Here is a 17393-nt window from a genome sequence, read left to right on the forward strand (position 1 = left end):
TACTTCAATTTTTCAATTCTTAATTCTTCAATCCTCCGACTATCTGTCAATATCAGGAATAACAAAGTCAATAGCAGCACCCGTAGCCACGAGGTCGGCAATCTTCTGTCCGCGCAACATCGGATCGAGCGCCCCCGTCAACGAGAGTCCCATCGGACGCATCTTCAAACGGTATGGACTCTTGTCACCACGACTATCGAGATATACGCCAAACTCACCACTGGCACCCTCTACCGAGAAATACCACTGTCCCTCAGGTACCTTGATGATAGGCTTCTGCTTTACATAGAAGTCGCCCTCGGGGATATTGTCGATGAGCTGCTCGATGATGTGGAGACTCTGGTACATCTCCTGAATGTGACAAGTGTAACGATCCATCGTGTCACAACCGGTCATCGTGATCTGCTCCCACTCCACCTGACTGTACATATCATACGGATGGTTCTTACGAACGTCATTCTTCCAACCAGAAGCGCGTCCGGCAGGACCCGTCACGGCATATGAGATACAATCCTCAAGCGACATAGGACCGACCTTCTCAAAACGGTTATGGGTGATGATATTATCACCGAACACATCAACATACTCCTGAATGATAGGCTTCATGTATTTCACCAGATCCTTCACGTTCTTCACGAAGTTCGGATCAATATCATCTTGAAGACCACCAATACGGTAGTAGTTCTGTATCAATCGTCCACCCGTCGTCTCTTCCATGCAGTTGAGCACATGCTCACGGTCTCGCATAGAGTAAAGGAATGCAGTAAGAGCACCCATATCCTGAGCACAGCAACCGACATACAGCAAATGCGAATCAAGACGCTGAAGCTCATCCATGATGGTGCGGATATACTTGATGCGGTCTGTGAGTTCGACACCCATGCCCTCCTCAATAACACCGACCAAAGCATGACGGTGCATCATAGCAGAGAGGTAGTTCAGACGATCGGTCAATGCCAGTGTCTGGGGATAAGTCATGTTCTCACACATCTTCTCGATTCCACGATGGATATAACCAAGATGTGGATATACACGCTTTACCGTCTCACCGTTGAGCACTGTCTGCAGACGGAGTACACCATGAGTAGAAGGGTGCTGCGGACCGATGTTAATAACATAGTCATCGGGACCGAAAAGCTTATTCTGCTTAGACTGGAGATGGCCATCCTTGTCAAGATAATACTCCAAGCCATAATCCGGTTCAACGTCATCTTCCAGGGTGTACTCATCATTAAACTGCCAATCCTTACGGAAAGGATGGCCCTTGAAGTCACTCCTAAGGAACAGACGGCGCATATCGGGATGCCCAAGGAACACTATCCCATAGAAATCATAGACCTCACGTTCCAACAGATCAGCGACATGCCAGATGTTTGACACAGTAGGAATATACGGGATCAACTGACCATCGGTCACACCAGTACCATTGGAAGACATGCCATCGCCACAGATCTGTGTCTTGGCAAGCATCTTTACCGAGCAACGCTCATGGTTATCAGTATTCTCGAGAATATAGACACATCCGAGTCCCTCTTCACCAAAGTCTTCTCCGACAATGGTAACAAGGTAGTCGAAGTGTTTCTTCTCTTTCAAGTTCTGCATCTCAGAGGCGAACTTGTCAAAATCGAATGATAGAAATTCTAATTTCATGCCTTGTCCTCCTCTACTTTTACTTCTGTCGGGGCAGGGTTGACCTCTGGTCGAACCTGCTCACTCGCAGTTTTCATCTCTTCAACAAAATCCTGGGGGACATCGGTTACCACAATTGGTTCACGACGATGATCACCAAGCTTATGACGGAATGTGAGCTCTTCATTGGATACGCCAAGCTCACGCTCTTCCTGAGTCTGCTTATGGTTGGCACCACCAAAGAACTTCTCAATCTTCACTTTACGCTGAAGCTGCATCATGCCATACATAATAGCTTCAGGACGTGGAGGACAGCCAGGGATAAAGACATCAACGGGTACGATCTCCTCGATACCCTTTACGACATGATAGCTCGATTTGAAGGGGCCACCGCTGATAGCGCAGCCACCGACAGCAATCACATACTTCGGCTCGGCCATCTCATCGTATAGACGCTTCAAAGCAGGCGCCATCTTATGAGTAATCGTTCCGGCACACATAATCAAGTCAGCTTGACGAGGAGAGTTACGAGTCACCTCAAAACCAAATCGGGCAAAGTCATAGCGGGCACAGCCACAGGCCATGAACTCGATACCACAGCAAGAGGTGGCAAAGGTCAATGACCACAGCGAGTTTGCTCGTCCCCAGTTAATCAATTGGTCGAGAGAACCTGTAACGACGTTAACGCCTCCCTCATGGAGTTCTTCGATGATCTTCTCCAATGAGGCATTGTCGTTCCACTCCTCATAGGGAATACTCTTGATTCTCGGCTTTCTCACTTCCATTCCAAGTCTCCTTTCTTCCAAGCATATGCCAGGCCCAACACCAATACTACCATAAAGAATCCAATACTCAATAATGCAAGAGCACCGAAGTCTTTTACGACTACTGCCCACGGGTACAGAAAGACTGTCTCCACGTCGAACATTAAGAATAGGATGGCAAACAGGTAGAATCCCACGCTCAGAGGCAACCATGACGTGCCTCGTGTGGGGATACCACACTCGTAGGGCTCACCTTTCACCTTATTGTAGGATCGTGGTCCTATCAATTTGGCAACAACGTAAGCCCCTACCACCAATGTTAAAGCCGTCAACAAGACGGTAATCAACAAAGTAAAATTCATAAGTAATTATACTATTATAACAATATTGTCCTCGTTCTTAAGCAGTTACACAGATACAAAAGTACCTTTGCCGCAAAATCGCTGCAAAGGTACAAATAATATTTGTAAATCTTCCGAATATTTATAAAAATCTTTCTTCTTATCTTACCACTTCCGGAATTGCCTCACCGATACACGCATTCGGTTGCTGGATATGTAACATCTGGCATACAGTCGGTGCAATATCCGTGATATGCACCTCACGACTTGTTGATCCATGATCTACCTTCCAGCCATAGAATAACAGAGGTATATGTGCGTCATACGGATTCCATTCGCCATGCGTTGTACCTGTCTTAGAGGAACTCGACCAGAACTCATAATATCCTGCTTCAAGCACCAGCAGTATATCACCTGAACGACGGGGATGATAACCGAGCAGGGCGCGGCTCCGGATAATATCGGGTACACTCCAGGTATTCACCTTCTCAAAGTCCATCACAAACTGCACATGGGGCATCTGGCGCGCATAACCAATAATAGCATCCTTAACCTTCTGTACTTCCAAACCTAATTCTACTATACGTTTCTTGTTTAGAAATACGCGATAACTGTTGACACTGTTGATGACGGATAAGTCAGCACCCAACGTCTCCTTAAGATACCCTTCCAGGCCACTTCCAAACATCTCGATGTCACCTTTCCACGCACCGCCATTCATCTTATGATCCTCCATATATTGATAGTTGTGCGCAGCACCATGATCAGCGGTCAGAAATACAAGATAATTACCCTCACCGACTTGATCGTCAAGAGCTTTCAATAGGCGGGCAATATCTCTGTCAAGCTGCAGATAAGCGCCATCGGTATGCTCTCCGCGTGTGCCCCATTCATGACCAATCACATCCGTCTGCGAATAACTCACGCAGAGCATGTCCGTCACCTCACCTTTACCGAGCTTTTCTCCCTGCAGAGCCGCAATCGCCATCTCCGTTGTTATCGTACCGCACAACGGATCATAACCGATTCTCTTTCCAAGTTCCTGCATACGCTTATTCTTTTTCAGTTCCCGGTTATAGGATTTCGCCCACTCTGGCAACTCCCCCATATAGTAAGTACTGGTGATAAACTGGCCATTGTCTATGTCAAGCCAAAAAGCGGCATCCGACGAGCGACCGGCAGGAAGAATTGCCGCACGGTCCTTGTAACTGACACCTATAACCTTCGAACGGAAATCGGTATGCATCCTAAGTTGATCACCAATGGTCGTAGAAAGCAGGTTACGTGGTGACATCTTACCACGCTTTGCATTATCAGTTCCCACAGGTTCCACGGTCTGATCAGCACAGCAATAGACGGGTTCGCCATCTATAAAGAAATTATTACCGCAGATACCATGGAATGCCGGTGTCGTTCCCGTATAAGCACTTGTATGTCCGATAGCTGTCACCGTCGGCACATAGTTGATAAGACAGTTATTACAAGAGAAGCCCTTGTCTATCAGCCTTCGGAAACCATCATCTTGAAATTGGTCGTAATACCGCGACAGGTAATCCCATCGCATCTGATCCACTACAATTCCAACAACAAGTTTCGGTCGTTCTCCGAATTCATTATGTGCTGGTAGCTGAGCTGCCGCACACATCATCACAATTAATAGTAGTAACTTTTTCATAACGAGTGCAAATATACGAAGAATTCTTCTATAAAACAATTTCTTTACGAGAAAAACTTTTCTACATCTCCGCAGTACGTTCAATCAGCTCCAGACACATACGACTGTTATGATATGGGCATTTCCAGAAGCCAGCCTTATCATCATCGGTATTAAGTGAACCATCGGCATGCCTGCTCCAATACCACTCACCGTTGTCGTAATCAATCAGTTGTTTCTTGATATAATCCCAACAACGCTGTGCCTTTTCCAAGGCATCCTGATCATCGAAATGCTGATAGAGGTTAAACCAACCGACCACATTCTCTGCTTGTACCCACCAATGAAGATCATCATCGACATGTCCAGTATCAAGATTTGCCTCATGGATCATCGAACCATCAGGGCGCAAACCTTTCTCCGATGCTTTTGCGACCATCTGCACAATGGGTTCAACCTTTGCCAGGACCTCCGAGTCGCCAAGTACAATGGCCGCCTCATGCAACAGCCATGAGCACTCGATATCATGTCCATAGCTCTCCAAATGCCCAGCACCACGCGTCCAGTCCATATCAAAGAAAAGGTCTAAATGATGTGTCTCTGGATTAAGAATCTTATCCGTGAAGATGCCTATAATGTTTCGCAATGCGCGTCCGACTCGGATAACATCCTCGTAATAAGCCATAGGGCCGTATTGCGGTGCGAAAACACTGCCCCCTAATGTATCGGGGTTATCAGGATACTGGCTCTTCAATACGCGATAAAGATTGGCATACGGTTCAATAATATGCAGATGTGTGTTCTGGGACTTCGGATAATTGGCATCATATTCCGAGAGCCGCATGTCGGCAATCTCAGCCCACTCCCGTGTACATGCCTCAATATAACCATTATAAACAGGATCGTATGCATGCTCTTCTATACAGTCAAAAAGTTGAAGCGCATAGTCAAGCGCCTCCTGATCACCAGTTGCACGAGCATATTCCGACAAGCCATAAATGGCGAAGCCAATGGCATAGAACTGTTTCTTTGTATCAAGAGGCTGTCCCTTATAATCCACGCTCCAATACACCCCACCATACTCTGGATCAATAAAATGATCGATGAAATACCGTTTGGCGCGCGTTGCAGCCTCCAAATACTCCGGACAGCCCATCACCCGATAAGCAGCAGAGAACGACCATAAGATTCTGGCATTGAGGATAGCACCTTTCTCTGCCTCAGGGTGTAGTATACCATGTCCGTCAATACGGCCATAGAAGCCGCCATTCTCGATATCAACCATTTTATCGAGCCAGAAGCGCAGGATGTTCTGCTGTAGAACATCCTGCATCTCCACGCTCATCATTTTAAAACACATTGTTTGGCTTTTATATTTATTCTATGGAACGGACCTTTTTCAGTTCCGTATTAATCTCTTCAATACGCTCCGTCGTTAATGGGTAGAACCAGGCTACGAGGATTGCAATCAGTGCGACAGCAGCAGGGATAAAGCTCATCAGCCAGCGAAGTACCATCAAAGCACTTTCGGGTTGCGCCACAGAGGCTGCCACTTGATCTACATCTGTAACATAGCCGAAGGCAGAAAGCAACCAGAGTACAGCCGCACCACCGATGGCACCACCAAACTTCTGCGCCATAGAAGCAGAAGAGAAAATCAGGCCCGTAGATGCTGTCTTATTCTTCAATTCTGCATAGTCACTGACGTCAGCATACATACTCCAAATCAGCGGCGACATGATACCAGTAAAGACACTTATGACAATCTGCAAAATCAACATTGTCCAGAAACCGCCAGGTGTACATGGTACAAAGAAAAAAGCGATACTGAGCACAACCAAGGCTGCGTTCACAAAGATAAAGGTTGTCTTCTTTCCTAATTTATTAGCGATGGGGACACAGAGTGCCACACCAACCATATTAGACACCTCACCGATACCAAGGAACAGGCCTGCGTAGAAGAGGAAGGAAATCGTGAAGAACACCAAATTAACATCCGGGCCTATGATATCCTGGAAGAAATAGGCAACCGTGGCTCCACGGACTGTATTGAAAAGATTAGAGCACAAGGCGGCACCTATCAACAACCACCACGGCTTATTAGAGAGAAGCGACTTAAAGTCTGAACCAACGCTCACTGTCGAGATGGTCTTCAGATGTTCCCTAGTCAGGAGGAAACACAGAATGAACATCACGAAACAGGCCGAGGCGACAACAACCATTCCCCAGAACCACCCGTTAGCAGTATTGTAGCCACCAAACATATTCGTCAACGGCTCCCACAGAAACAGGGCGAGGAACGATCCGCCATAGGCAAAGAACATACGGAAAGAAGAAAACACGGTCTTCTCATTTGAGTCGTCGGTCATCACACCAAGCATAGCACCGTATGGTACATTAATGCCCGTATAGACAGTCATCATCATGATATAAGTAACATATGCCCAGATGAGTTTCGCACCGTAATTCCAGTCCGGAGTCGTAAACAAGAGAATACCACAGATGGAAAACAACGGAGCCACCCAAAGCAGGAAGGGGCGATACTTACCCCACTTGGTATTGGTACGGTCGGCGATAATACCCATCATCGGATCTGAGACCGCATCCCATATACGAGTAATTAGCACGAGGACACCGGCATCCAAGAGCGACAGCCCGAAGATATTCGAATAGAAGAAAGGAAGATAATAGGAAAAGATCTTCCAGAAAGTCGACGACGACATATCGCCGAAGCCATAACCGATTTTTTCAATTAACTTAGACTTTGCCATTTTGATAATGTGTTTTGATTGACAGTTTATGATTTGAATTTACGAGTTGCGATTCTTGGCAATCAGTTTTTTGATTGTCTCAACAGAAGCGGCGGTCGTCAAGCCATCCTCTGGTGTGTTCATACAGTAATCAATTAGCCTATCGATTGTTGATGTTGCCACATGCATACGTGTATCAGCAGAGGCATAGTAAATGAATACCCGTCCATCCTCATCAGCAATCCAACCATTTGCAAAAGCCACGTTCATCACATCACCGAGATACTCATAACCTTCTGGTACAAGGAAATAGCCACCCGGTTGTGCAATAACCTTTGTGGGGTCGTCCAACGAGGTCATATACATATACAACACATAACGCAGACCATCAGCCGTAGCACGTACACCATGAGCCAAGTGAAGCCAACCCTTCGGGGTTTTGATGGGATGCGGGCCTTCTCCGTTCTTCACTTCCGTAATCGTATGATAGTGACGCGCATTGATAATCTTTTCTTCCTTCACCTCCGCATGGGTAATATCATCGATCAGTGCCCACCCAATGCCTCCACCTGAACCGGTATCAATAAAACCGTCTTGCGGACGAGTATAGAAGGCATACTTGCCATCTACGAATTCTGGATGGAGTACCACATTACGCTGTTGACTCTTTGTCTTCAGGTCTGGCAGGCGCTCCCAGGTCTTCAAGTCTTTTGTACGAGCAATACCAGCAGTGGCAGTGGCAGCACTGAGATTGCCTGGCTGTGAATCATCATGGCGTTCTGCACAGAATACGCCATAAATCCAACCGTCCTCATGCTTTGTTATGCGCATATCATAAATATTGGTTGCAGGAATCACGTCGTCTGGCATGGTAATAGGTTCCTCCCAAAAGCGGAAATTATCGATGCCATTGGGCGATTCTGCAACCGCAAAATAGCTCTTACGATCCGCTCCTTCCACTCGGACGATAAGCAGATACTTGTCGTTCCACTTGATGGCACCCGAGTTTAATGTCGCATTACACATAATACGCTGCATCAGATACGGATTATCTTTTTCATTAAAATCATATTTCCACTCCAAGGGGATATGTGCAGCTGTCAAAACAGGGTTCTTATACTTCTCATAAATGCCATTCTCCGCATAGCAGAATGGTGAATTCGAACAGTCCCACTCCATAACCTCGTTTTTACGATTCAGGAGTTCCTCATGACGCTTTCGCAGGGCTGCTACTTTCTTTTCAAATTCTGTCATTTCCTTATCTCTATTTTCTATTGATTATTCTGTAATATCCTTTAAGAAAAGAACGTTCTTCTTATCGTACATTTCCTTAAAAAAGACTGCATCAGGCTTCGACGGTGAAGGTCCGAACCACTCATGCCGTGCATTACGCCACACGAGGAAGTAACTTATCTGATGCTTATCAAGTACAGGAGTAAGCGTTGATGTCCACCACGTCGGGTCAGTGAGATTTTTCAAACCACATTCCGTTAAAGCGGCTACCTTACCGTGCTCTGCAGCAAACCTCGTGAGCATCGTAAGATTCATATCCAGTTGGGCTATAAAATCTTTCTTGGAACCCCACTGGTAGCCATCGATACCAACCAAGCCGACACGATCGTCGCCAGGATAACGCTCTAAATACTTCTCCTGCGTGAGATCTGGAGCCATACCCGGCGAGTATGCCCAAAGTAGATTATCAAATCCGTCAGCATCTAGTTTATCCTGAAGCATATTCCACAAAGCCTTATAATCCTCCGCAGAACAAAGTCTCTCACCCCACCAAAACCAAGAGCCGGTATTCTCGTGCCATGGGCGGAATATAACGGGTATTCTCTCACCATCTTCCGTCTTTAGTGTGGCAAGGAAATCAGACAAGCGTTGCATCCAGATCTGGAAAAGATCATATTTTTCTCCTCCCTTCAGAATACTTCTCACAACAGTTGTATCACTGATATCCCATGCAGTACCCTCAGGAAACTTCTGTCCAGCCAAACCACCTCCATCTATCGTGGTCAACGGGTTACGTGGATGCCAGCTAATAGTAATGATGCCCCCACGATTATAATGATTGATGATCTCCTCTGTGATTTTCGTAAAAGGAACGCTATCAAGGCTTTTCTTGTCACCCATTTCGATACCACCCAGTTCAAATCCCATCACTGCAGGATAATCGCCACAAACATTTTTTACATCACTTGAGTCTTTTTGGTATTCCCATGTCAGACCATAAAAGGGATCATCCTGATGACCAAACATATATCCCCTCTGACGAAGGGTATCAAGGCGTTCCATTAACCGCTGACCCTTTGTCTTCTCCTGTTCAGACTGCTTCGCTGCAGAACAAGCTGTCACAGCAAACGCTATAATCGATATAACATAAATCTTTTTCATATCATTCTTACTTCATAAATCCACGAATATACATACTATCTTAACTTCATCTGTTTCAATAGCCACTCTTCCCACTCATCCCATTGTTCCTGATACCAGAAATGCCATGTGGCCTGATATGGTGAGATTTCTTTGGGCCCTTTTACTGTGTTATAAGTGGCCCATGCCGTTGTAGGCGGCACAACGTCATCATTATAACCAAAAGAGAACCATCCTTTCTGTTTGTCAGTAATCAAACGGGCAAAATTGACACCATCATAATAACGTGAGGTCTCTATCTGGTCGTCAAGCGTAGTTCTTATGTCACGCTCATTGGGTAATCGATATCCTTTAATATTGGGTTTCCCATAAAAGTAATGAGGCCAACCGCATGCGATACCACGCAACGAATTAGTATGATCACAGAGAGCCGCATGCACAGGGGCATAAAAGGTCACACGTCGATCCAATCCTGCAGTTGCCAATGTCAGGAAACCTCCCTGAGAGGAGCCTGTCACACCCAGCTCCTGTCCATTCCACGGCGTATATTCGGCAATGTAATCAAGAGCACGAATACAACCGATAATCACACGATGATAGTAATGTTTTTCACGCGATTCCATATTATACTCGCAGTACCCCTGAAGAGCACCGTTTCCCAAATCATCGTAAACTCCTTGTTCCATTGTTACCGGGATGCCATGTATACCGATTTCGAGCGTAATAGCTCCCTGAGAGGCCGTATAAATATCGCCTGCATATGGTCGCACGCCTGCTCCAGGAACTCTAAGCAACGCAGGATAACGGCCTTCTTTAACGGGCACACATAAAATACCATAGGTACGCACCCCCCATCGTTCATTATTGAAGGAAACTTCATATACGTTCACATCCTTTGTGCAACGCTCTGGTAATAGCCGTTTCGTTGGATTCAGGTCTGTCTTACGTGCTTCACGGATGGCACTCTCCCAGAAATCGCAGAAATCGCGTGGGAAGACTGTCGACGGCTGCAGTTTTTCTGGTGAGAAGGCTACGCTACAGGCTCCTTTATAATTCTTGCCATTGACATGAGCCACCACGTCAACACGGAAAAAGCCAGGCTGCTTCATGGAGCCGGTCAACTTCAATGTTCCATTTTTCAAGACAACGTTCTTCTTGACATTCTGATACATCTCTGGTCCGGTAGCATAATCGACACTCACATTATCAAGTAACGTTCCAGATTTGAGCACATTAATCACAAATGTTGCCTTCTCATTAGTTTGATAAGTCCAGTCCCTATGGTCTGGTTGCACAGTCACAACAATATTATTACCACGAATCTGAGCATACAGATTCCCCAACGTCGCTAAACAAAGAAAAATAGCAAGCAGTCTTTTCATTATATGTACAGTTTTGAGCTTTCAAATTGTCGGGTGCAAAGTTACGCAAAAAACAGCGAAACGCAGAATAATATATTATCTATTTATAGTACTTTTTTACTAAAAAGGCAAAAGACAAAGAGAGTCGGTTTTCTTCGTCTTTTGCCTATAGTATTCAACTACCTCAAAGAACTAAAGGATTTCATTTTACTACCATTTTTACACCATCCTGGATAACTATACCCTTATAATTTTCGTCGACCACTTGACCCGACATATTATAACTGACACTTGTTTTCTTCTTTTTCTTTTTCGCCGGTATAAATTCCGAGGCTGCAACCTTAATAGAAGAAGTCAATTTAATCAGATTGATTTGAGATACCACGAGATTGTCGGCACTTACACGCAATCCATTCTTCTTCAAATTGGCAACATCGGTCTCTGTTAATATGATATCATACAACGTCGAACCCTCCTCAACAACGACATACCCTCTGTCATTCAACTCAGAAGCATTGCCTTCCAAGGCATCATCCACACTAGCACTGACCATCTTGATCTGACAACAATTCTCCATGTCGACAGATGATGTAGAATATACAAGCTCCAAAGCATCACCAACCGCAACATGAGAGAATTCCTCTGCATCAATGCATATACCAACCTCATTCGGGGAATTATTAAACACGCATTCTCCTTCCCATAGAACCGCAGATATAATCCCATCAAATGAACGAGTGGCTTTCTTCTTCACATTCTGATCTGATATCAGACCAAACGGAGTATCTTCCACTTTAGCTTGTTCAGCCCATTCCTGTGCATTTGCATATGTCGCAAGACACACAACAACGATCAGGGTAAATAATTTTTTCATACGCAGTTGCTTTATGTAATACAATTATAGTTGATAACTATTCTATCTTTTTCATCCTATCTGCTTGTGACTTAATAACCGACAACGTAGAAGTATCACCTGTGAAAACAGAATTCAGTCCCTGAGCCTCCTGCGCAGGATCTCCCGTATAGTCATCACCAACCTGCCACTGTTCATAATGCTGGGGCTTAGCAAATCCACCCCACCCCCAGAAATTGCAGCCTGCGAAATAGCCACCTTTTTCTGCATTATCAGCCACCAGTGAGAATACGTACTCATAGAATCCATCACGCCCTTTAGTAGGTGTGCCCAACGCGAATTGAAAATCATCACGTGGATAACCAAATTCTTCCATCACCAAAGGCTTCCCTATTCGTGCACATATCTCCAAATGACGTTCAATATACTTCTGGGTGTACTCTTTTGCCCTTGGCAAGTTCTCAATTAAAGAATCAGCCTTCGCCCAGCCCCAATTGTAAGGCCACAGATGAATATTACAATAGTCAATATTGGCATCCGAACTTATACGTTCCCAACAATCGAAATCGCCTTCACAGCCCCACGCGCCCTCGCTACCGATAGAAATCAGATGGTTTGAATCAAGCGAACGGATGAGAGAAGAAGCCTCGGCAAGCCACTTCTCGAAAGCAGGCAACGCCTCCCTAGAAAAAGCACGCGGCTCATTACCAATCTGCCACGACATAATGGCTGGATCATTCTTATAAGCCACTCCTGTATAGCGATTCGTCCGACCAAGGATAAAACGCACATAATCATAAAACAATTCGTGCGCTTTCTGGTTGGTTGCATATTTTGTCATCGCATTCATAAAAACAGGATAGCCATCTTCATTGGGGCGTGGCTGCCGCCCTTCGCCCGCGTGTTCCAAATAGAAACTATAACCACCACTCCACTCCCATGAGTTATTCAAATAAAGAACCGCCACCATATCACGTTTAGCCATTTCTTGCAATAGGAAGTCGAGACCTGCAAGGATCGTATCATTATATTCCCCAGGCTTCACCTGTAGTGTCGGCTCTACCTTCGTTGTTACCCCACGTTCCCCATCGCTTCCAACAAGAATACGAAGATTATCGACTCCCACAGACTTCATAAAGTCGAGTTCCCGACAGAGCCGCACGCGATCTCCGCCTTGCCCCTCGGAGCCAAGAATTGCCCCGTACCAGAAATTAGTACCCACGTAATAATAGGGTTTTCCGTTCTTCACAAAATGTCCATTCGCCACACGTACGAAATCACTACGTTCTCCCTGTTGTCCACGACAGGCCACAAACGCCATAAAAAAGAGTATTGTAACGAACAGTTTCAGTTTCATCATTATTGGCTGGTTAATTCAATGGCAAAGATACACATTTTTCTTCAGAAAACCAAATAATTATAATAAAACTTACGACAAATGAGCATTGAGTGTCAGAAATCGCTCAAAGAGTATTATAAACCACATTAGAAAAACGAGCAGATGGCATTTCATGAAAGAGTTTTCCTATGGTAACGCAATAAGCCGGCCATCGGACTCTTTTGAATTTGTCCTACGACGAAACCCTGACTGGCTGCCGCCTCGCATAATTCCTTCTGATAGTACCATGCAATTGAACCAATAAATGAAACAGGCAAATCATGACGATTATATGGTGAGATATGATAACGGAAGAAGTCTGTAAAACTCGTAACGACAAGTGAACGTATGTCGGGATTATCAAGATGATCATAAATAAACGTTGAAAGACTGGCCAAGAAACGATTCGCCATAGGTTGGCGATAGACACGATCAATAATCGAGGCCAAAGATAGTCCTGTCTGTTTTTCAAATTGGGACTTAATTTCTTCTGACAACAGGCCCATATAAAGTGCATGCAAAAAATGCTTTCCAATCACAGCGCCACTTCCCTCGTCGCCAAGGATATAACCAAGAGCCGAAGTGTTCTTAACAATAATCTTTCCATCATACAAACAGGAATTCGCACCCGTTCCCAAAATACACGCAATCCCCTCATTACATCCACACAAGCTACGAGCAGTACCCAACAAATCACTATGTGCCTCAATATCCTCTGCACATAAAAACGACTGACGAAGAAGTCGCACCATCGGCATCTCAAATTCTGGTCTCACACCACTACCATAAAATTTTACGCTCGTCACGGTTTCCTTTCCTTCAGGAAGTTGAGGAACCAACTCTTCCTGAAGAATAGAAGATATCTCATCCTGTGATTGATGAAATGGATTAATGCCTTGCGTACTAAAGACGCGATATGACATCTCAAGGCTGTCCGCATCCGAAGGTACGAATGCCCAGTCCGTCTTTGTACTTCCACTGTCTGCAATCAGTATCATTTTCAATCTATTATAAGGATTATGATGCAAAAGTAATCAAAAATACATTAAATTCCCCCATAAATAATCTTATTTTTCAGAATTAAGAAGTTTTTTTCGTATCTTTGCATAACTAAACAACATTTTAATCAAATGAAACGTTTCTTAGCCATATTACTACTTCTATTGTCTATCGGTATAGAGACCCATGCCGTTCTGAAAGAGAAAGATCTCGAACAGACGCTATCAATCTTACAGAAAGAACTGGAACAATACAACGACGAGCTGACCGCTCGGAGTGCTGTACGAAAGGTACGTGCCAAGCAGCTTATCACCCAGTTGCTGTTAACGATGAAACAAGCAGACCAGAATGCGCTAATGCTCTATTCACAGCAACAGGATAACGTATTCGACATGACATACGCTTGTCACGAAGCCACAAAACAGTATCAGGACTTTCACAAAAACCAGATTCCCTTCACTTCCTTCTTAGAGAAAAGCGGAGCAGAACTTGCGCGATACGATAGTCTTGTGAAACGTTTGGAGGCGATGCCAGAGATGATGACAACTGCCTACGGCTCTAAGCGGCGTGATTCATGTCTAGTTCTAGCCAAAAACATCCGTTCGATGCTAGCTGATGGCGAGCAACAACTAAAGCGCAACATCCACTTCTACAAACAGACAGAGCGGCGCCTCAGCGAACTGAATGATTATGCCAGAAACCGTTACACAGATATTCAGCGGAGCATCTTCATCAATGGTAGCGATAGCTATCCCACGCTATTAAACAACCTCGGACGGCGCTGGAGTTCTATGACAGAAACTGTCAAAAAGAAATATACAATCAATAACGATGACAATTCTCAATGGAGTTCACGGTGGATATTCGGACTATTTATCGCCATAGCTTTTTATGTCATCGTTGCCATAGTCCTCAACCAGCTCTTTTTCCGTTTTCTCTTACCAAAGCGGTTTAAGACTGAGGAGTTTAAGAAGAAGCAGGCCGCCATCATCATGGCTACCACCACCATCACCTTCGCGGTGATACAAGGATTACTAATGAGCAACTCCACTCAAAACTTCATTCTTATGGCATCAAACCTATTGGTGGAATACGCATGGCTGCTTGGTGTAATTCTTATCTCATTGCTACTCCGTGTAAAAGGTGAACAGATAGGTAGCGCCTTTCGTATCTATGCGCCTTTAATCGCTGTAGGGTTTATCGTTATCGGATGCCGCATCATTCTTATTCCCAACGAGTTAGTAAACATTGCATTACCTCCAATATTGCTCGCGTGTGCAGTCTGGCAATGGTTGGTCATCAGAAAACACAATCAAAACATTCCCAAGTCGGACATTTTCTATACTTATATCTCCCTCGTTGTCTTCATTGCATCTGTATGTTGCTCCTGGGCCGGATATACATTACTGGCTGTACAATTACTGATATGGTGGATCATGCAGTTAACCTGTATCCTAACTATTACCTGTGTCAGCCAATACATTGAAATCTTTGCAAAACGCAAAGGATATGACAAGAAACCCATCACACAGACATGGGCCTATCTATTTGTCGAAAAGGTAGTAATGCCTGCTTTGAGCGTGAATTCTATTATGTTAAGTATCTACTGGGCAGCGAAGGTGTTCAATCTGAGTGAGCTCTGCTGGCAGATCTTCAAATACAGTTTTATAGACATGACGAATTTGCAAGTGAGCATCCTAAAACTCTCGATGGTCATCACGTTGTGGTTTCTCTTCCGTTACATTGCCCACACCATCCTCGCCTTATTACGTATCCATTATGAAACAGATGACCCGTCAACAGCTGCCTCGAAAGAAGTAATGGGGAGAAATGTGATTCAAGTACTCGTATGGGGAATATGGTTGATGATTTCACTCTCCGTCCTGCATATTAGTGTCGCATGGCTACTCGCTATTTCTGGAGGTCTATCAACCGGTATAGGTTTCGCATCCAAGGATATCATCGAAAACATCTATTACGGCGCCTCACTCATGGCAGGTCGTATCAAAGTAGGTGATTGGATTGAGGTCGATGGAACTATGGGGAAAGTTAGTTCTATCAGCTATACCTCAACTGTCGTGGAAGCACGATCCGGAGAGGTTATCACCTTTCAGAATTCCCAACTGTTTGCGAAGAACTACAAGAACCTGACTCGTAACCATGGGTATGTACTTGCAGTCATTCCTTTCGGTGTCGCATATGGTTCAAACCTAAAGGAAGTGACTCAATTGGTCGAGGATGCCGTCAATACGATGAATCACCCTTGGATGGATGCCTCTAAGGAAACAAAAGCAGTTGTATCAGAGATGGCCGATTCGAGCATCAACTTCAAACTTTTAGTCTGGGCCGAGGCTACGAAAAAAACACACGTGATGAGTGATGTACTGAAATGTGTCTACGAGACATTGAACAAAAACAGCATCAGCATCCCGTTCCCACAACGTGACATCCATCTGGTAAAAGATTAAAAAACAGTCAATTTGTTTGGTAGATTTAGATAAAATACTTATTTTTGCATCATCATTATGAGTAATCAGAGAACGATTATTGCAGGACCATGCGTCATCGAGTCGGCTGAGCTACTGAGCACTGTGGCGCGCAAGCTTCAGGATATCAATGCCAAATTGGGCACTGACATCATATTTAAAGCCTCCTTTGACAAGGCCAATCGAACCTCTATTCATTCTTTCCGGGGCCCCGGCATAGAGCGTGGGCTGCAGATGTTGGCTGATATCAAATCAAGATATGGCCTAAAGATTCTCACCGATATTCACGAGAGTTGGCAAGCCAAACTTGCAGGCGAGGTTTGCGATGTCATACAGATACCAGCTTTTCTTTGCCGGCAAACTGATCTGCTTGTGGCCGCTGCAAAAACTGGGAAAACGGTCAACATCAAGAAGGCACAGTTTCTTAGTGGAAAGGACATGCGATACCCCGTAGAAAAAGCACAAGACGCTGGAGCTCAAGAGGTATGGTTAACAGAACGTGGTAACATGATGGGCTACAATAACCTTGTGGTGGATTTCCGTAATATACCCGATATGTTAGAGATTGTACCAACTGTCATTATGGATTGTACCCATAGCGTACAGCGGCCAGGAGGGAGCAACGGAAAGACTGGTGGCGACCGCAGATTTGTGCCACAGATGGCGTTAGCAGCAAAGGCTTTTGGGGCGACCGGATGGTTCTTTGAGGTACATCCCTCTCCTGACGAAGGATTAAGTGATGCTGCTAACATGTTGGAATTGGACAAACTAGAGGATTTGATTACAAAGATTGTAGAGTAACAAA

The 17393-nt window shown here is 44.9% G+C and carries 14 protein-coding genes; 2 read left to right on the forward strand and 12 right to left on the reverse strand.

Annotation, left to right across the window (positions count from 1 at the left end):
* Window positions 1–39 precede the first annotated feature (39 nt).
* The 12 genes from BLU99_RS03515 to BLU99_RS03570 form a co-directional block, all read right to left on the reverse strand.
* On the reverse strand, window positions 40–1650 hold the full coding sequence (locus tag BLU99_RS03515; RefSeq protein ID WP_091899766.1) for an NADH-quinone oxidoreductase subunit D-related protein: 1611 nt from the start codon (window positions 1648–1650) through the stop codon (window positions 40–42).
* Window positions 1647–2414 carry an NADH-quinone oxidoreductase subunit B gene (locus BLU99_RS03520; RefSeq protein WP_255397427.1) on the reverse strand — a complete coding sequence of 256 codons (768 nt, stop codon included), beginning with the start codon at window positions 2412–2414 and terminating at the stop codon, window positions 1647–1649. The genes BLU99_RS03515 and BLU99_RS03520 overlap by 4 nt, the downstream gene beginning before the upstream one ends.
* Complete coding sequence (locus tag BLU99_RS03525) at window positions 2405–2755, reverse strand: NADH-quinone oxidoreductase subunit A (protein WP_091899767.1); 351 nt, start codon at window positions 2753–2755, stop codon at window positions 2405–2407. The genes BLU99_RS03520 and BLU99_RS03525 overlap by 10 nt, the downstream gene beginning before the upstream one ends.
* Before the next feature lie 139 nt (window positions 2756–2894).
* The gene (locus BLU99_RS03530) at window positions 2895–4409 is read right to left on the reverse strand and encodes an alkaline phosphatase family protein (RefSeq protein ID WP_091899768.1); all 1515 of its coding nucleotides are present in this window, start codon (window positions 4407–4409) and stop codon (window positions 2895–2897) included.
* 61 nt (window positions 4410–4470) lie between these two features.
* A complete protein-coding gene (locus BLU99_RS03535) occupies window positions 4471–5748 on the reverse strand; it encodes an AGE family epimerase/isomerase (RefSeq protein ID WP_091899769.1) in 1278 nt (425 codons plus the stop codon).
* 16 nt (window positions 5749–5764) lie between these two features.
* On the reverse strand, window positions 5765–7159 hold the full coding sequence (locus BLU99_RS03540) for an MFS transporter (RefSeq protein WP_091899770.1): 1395 nt from the start codon (window positions 7157–7159) through the stop codon (window positions 5765–5767).
* Window positions 7160–7198: 39 nt separating this feature from the next.
* Window positions 7199–8392: a glycoside hydrolase family 130 protein gene (locus tag BLU99_RS03545; RefSeq protein ID WP_091899771.1), complete on the reverse strand. Its 1194-nt coding sequence runs from the start codon at window positions 8390–8392 to the stop codon at window positions 7199–7201.
* A 24-nt stretch (window positions 8393–8416) separates the two neighbouring features.
* Complete coding sequence (locus BLU99_RS03550; protein ID WP_091899772.1) at window positions 8417–9532, reverse strand: glycoside hydrolase family 26 protein; 1116 nt, start codon at window positions 9530–9532, stop codon at window positions 8417–8419.
* Window positions 9533–9567: 35 nt separating this feature from the next.
* Entirely contained in the window at window positions 9568–10893 is a 1326-nt protein-coding gene (locus BLU99_RS03555; RefSeq protein WP_091899773.1) for an acetylxylan esterase, read from the reverse strand.
* Between the two features lie 181 nt (window positions 10894–11074).
* The gene (locus tag BLU99_RS03560; protein ID WP_091899774.1) at window positions 11075–11746 is read right to left on the reverse strand and encodes a hypothetical protein; all 672 of its coding nucleotides are present in this window, start codon (window positions 11744–11746) and stop codon (window positions 11075–11077) included.
* A 37-nt stretch (window positions 11747–11783) separates the two neighbouring features.
* Window positions 11784–13085 carry a glycoside hydrolase 5 family protein gene (locus BLU99_RS03565; RefSeq protein ID WP_369807692.1) on the reverse strand — a complete coding sequence of 434 codons (1302 nt, stop codon included), beginning with the start codon at window positions 13083–13085 and terminating at the stop codon, window positions 11784–11786.
* A gap of 149 nt (window positions 13086–13234) precedes the next feature.
* Window positions 13235–14101, reverse strand: coding sequence for a hypothetical protein (locus BLU99_RS03570; protein ID WP_091899775.1), 867 nt, complete (start codon window positions 14099–14101; stop codon window positions 13235–13237).
* A 132-nt stretch (window positions 14102–14233) separates the two neighbouring features.
* Here BLU99_RS03570 and BLU99_RS03575 point away from each other — a divergent pair, with 132 nt between their 5' ends.
* Together BLU99_RS03575 and kdsA are read left to right on the forward strand one after the other, a co-directional pair.
* Window positions 14234–16570: a mechanosensitive ion channel family protein gene (locus BLU99_RS03575; protein ID WP_091899776.1), complete on the forward strand. Its 2337-nt coding sequence runs from the start codon at window positions 14234–14236 to the stop codon at window positions 16568–16570.
* Between the two features lie 57 nt (window positions 16571–16627).
* The gene (gene kdsA / locus BLU99_RS03580; RefSeq protein WP_091899777.1) at window positions 16628–17389 is read left to right on the forward strand and encodes a 3-deoxy-8-phosphooctulonate synthase; all 762 of its coding nucleotides are present in this window, start codon (window positions 16628–16630) and stop codon (window positions 17387–17389) included.
* Window positions 17390–17393 lie beyond the last annotated feature (4 nt).

Source organism: Prevotella sp. lc2012 (assembly GCF_900107065.1).
In the GTDB taxonomy this organism is placed as follows: Bacteria; Bacteroidota; Bacteroidia; order Bacteroidales; family Bacteroidaceae; genus Prevotella.